The following is a 2,179-nucleotide window of genomic DNA, read 5'->3' as shown; positions in this document are numbered from 1 at the left end:
CGATAGCGGACTTTCAGTCAATAATTGCGTGACTGACACACTGCAATCGCGAGCAGGCTCGCTCCCACAGGGATTGGGGATGTCCCGAACAACCGGAACCAGACACAAGAAAAAGACCGTGCCGACATGTCAGAACCGACCTTACTGAACAACGAAATCCGCGACTGGCTGATGGACTGCGGCCTGTTCGATCAATTGCTGCCGGCAGACTTCGCCGCGGCCTCCGGCTACTTCAGCATCAGCACCATCGCCGAAGGCGAAGAGATTTTCCATGAGGGTGATGCCGGCAGTTTCATGTGCATCATCCATACCGGCCAGGTGTCGGTGCAGAAGACCAACGGCGACGGGCAGCTGGTGACCATGGCCACCCTGCGCAGCGGTCGCTCGTTCGGCGAAATGGCGGTGCTTGATGGCGAACGCCGGTCGGCCAGTTGCGTGGCCGCCAGCAACTGCCAACTGCTGAACCTGGGTAAAGACTCTCTGGAAAAAATGATCAACGAGGCGCCGAAAATCGCCGCCAAGATCATCCGCGCCCTCGCCGTCGCCCTTTCCAAACGCTTGCGCATGGCCGACGGGCAACTGCTCTCGCAGCAGGTTTAACCGCCTGGGGTTTTGGTTTTCGTGCTGTTCGGCTCAATCCCCGGCACCGGTTGATCCTTGGTCGGCGGACTGGGCATCTCGATCGGCACCAGCGGTGGGCCGCCACTGCCAGGCCCGGCCTTGGGCAAGGTGGTCGGGGTGATGGGCGGATACGGCGTCGGGGTCGCCGTGCCGGGCGAACCGGGCATCGGCGCAGGGCTTGCTGGAATGGTTTGCAACTGCTGGGCCTGCACTGCACTTATCGAGAGCGCGGCCAAGGCAATGACCGTTAGAATGGTGCGCTTCATCAATGGCTCCGTTGGCCTTGTTGTCATTGGCAGGCTACTCCCAACTGCCTCTGTTTGCCTTCCCCAAATTTGAGATTTCCATGAAACGTTTCGTTCTGCTCGACACCGCCCCTATCCCTGAAAACGGCGGCGCCTTGTGCCTGTTCGAGTATGGCGAGGATTTCGTCATCAAGATCCAGGGCGGCGACGGCGGGCAATTGATGAACACCCGCATGCACGGCTCAGAAGATGCCCTGGCCGAGATCCCGTGTCGCAAAGTGGCCGGCCGGCCGAACTCGCGAGTGCTGATCGGCGGCCTCGGCATGGGTTTTACCCTCGCTTCGGCCCTCAAGCATTTGGGCAAGACCGCTGAAGTGGTGGTCGCCGAGCTGGTGCCTGGCGTGGTGGAATGGAATCGCGGGCCGTTGGGCGAGAAAGCCGGCAATCCGCTGCTCGACCCGCGCACCGTGATTCGCCTGGAAGACGTGGCCAAAGTCCTGCAAGCCGAGCCGCAAGGTTTCGATGCGATCATGCTCGACGTCGACAACGGCCCCGAAGGCCTGACCCAACGGGCCAACAGCTGGCTTTACTCCGCCGGTGGCCTGAGCGCCTGCGCCAAGGCCCTGCGGCCCAAAGGCGTGCTGGCAGTGTGGTCGGCCAGCGCCGACAAGCAGTTTTCCGACAAGCTGAAGAAGGCCGGTTTCAAGGCCGAAGAAGTCCAGGTCTTCGCCCACGGCAACAAAGGCACCCGCCACACCATCTGGATTGCCGAGAAGCTCAAGGGCTGAGCTAAACTCACGCCATAACCGTCATTAGTCTTTTACAAAGGTGAACCCATGAGTTCGTCAACGCCGACCAATACCTCGAAGCTGGATCGCATCCTCGCCGACAACCAGCGCGACAAGGAAATGGGTTACCGCGACAAAGCCCTGAAGATGTACCCGCACGTGTGCGGCCGCTGCGCCCGCGAGTTCTCCGGCAAACGCCTGAGCGAGTTGACCGTGCACCACCGCGACCACAACCACGACAACAACCCGCAGGACGGCTCGAACTGGGAATTGTTGTGCCTGTATTGCCACGACAACGAACACTCGCGGTATACCGACCAGCAGTATTTTCACGAAGGCTCGCTGAGCACGCCGAAAATCGCCAAGGCGACGCATAACCCGTTTGCGGCGTTGGCGGGGCTGATGAAAAAAGACGACTGAAGACTTTCATTCGCTGGACAGGCCTCTTCGCGGGCAAGCCTCGCTCCTACGGATATATGTCGTTCACCCAATTGTGATCGACTCTGTCCCTGTAGGAGCGAGGCT

At 60.4% G+C, this 2,179-nt stretch carries 4 protein-coding genes; 3 read left to right on the top strand and 1 reads right to left on the bottom strand.

All coding sequences use genetic code 11. From position 1 onward, the window contains the following. Nucleotides 1–126 precede the first annotated feature (126 nt). On the top strand, nucleotides 127–600 hold the full coding sequence (locus tag QMX98_RS34190; RefSeq protein ID WP_077749165.1) for a cyclic nucleotide-binding domain-containing protein: 474 nt from the start codon (nucleotides 127–129) through the stop codon (nucleotides 598–600). On the opposite strand, the gene QMX98_RS34185 is transcribed toward QMX98_RS34190, so the two are convergent. Further along, the gene (locus tag QMX98_RS34185; RefSeq protein ID WP_010462128.1) at nucleotides 597–887 is read right to left on the bottom strand and encodes a hypothetical protein; all 291 of its coding nucleotides are present in this window, start codon (nucleotides 885–887) and stop codon (nucleotides 597–599) included. The two genes, QMX98_RS34190 and QMX98_RS34185, sit on opposite strands and share 4 nt — an antisense overlap. Before the next feature lie 80 nt (nucleotides 888–967). Between QMX98_RS34185 and QMX98_RS34180 the strand changes: the two genes are divergently transcribed. Next, the gene (locus QMX98_RS34180) at nucleotides 968–1,654 is read left to right on the top strand and encodes a spermidine synthase (protein ID WP_010462130.1); all 687 of its coding nucleotides are present in this window, start codon (nucleotides 968–970) and stop codon (nucleotides 1,652–1,654) included. A gap of 48 nt (nucleotides 1,655–1,702) precedes the next feature. Continuing rightward, nucleotides 1,703–2,074 (top strand): YajD family HNH nuclease, encoded by a 372-nt coding sequence (locus QMX98_RS34175; protein WP_010462132.1) that lies wholly within the window; start codon nucleotides 1,703–1,705, stop codon nucleotides 2,072–2,074. Nucleotides 2,075–2,179 lie beyond the last annotated feature (105 nt).

The organism is Pseudomonas sp. PS02303 (assembly GCF_029959925.1).
Classification (GTDB): domain Bacteria; phylum Pseudomonadota; class Gammaproteobacteria; order Pseudomonadales; family Pseudomonadaceae; genus Aquipseudomonas; species Aquipseudomonas mandelii.
This window is presented reverse-complemented; position numbering and strand designations above follow the sequence as displayed.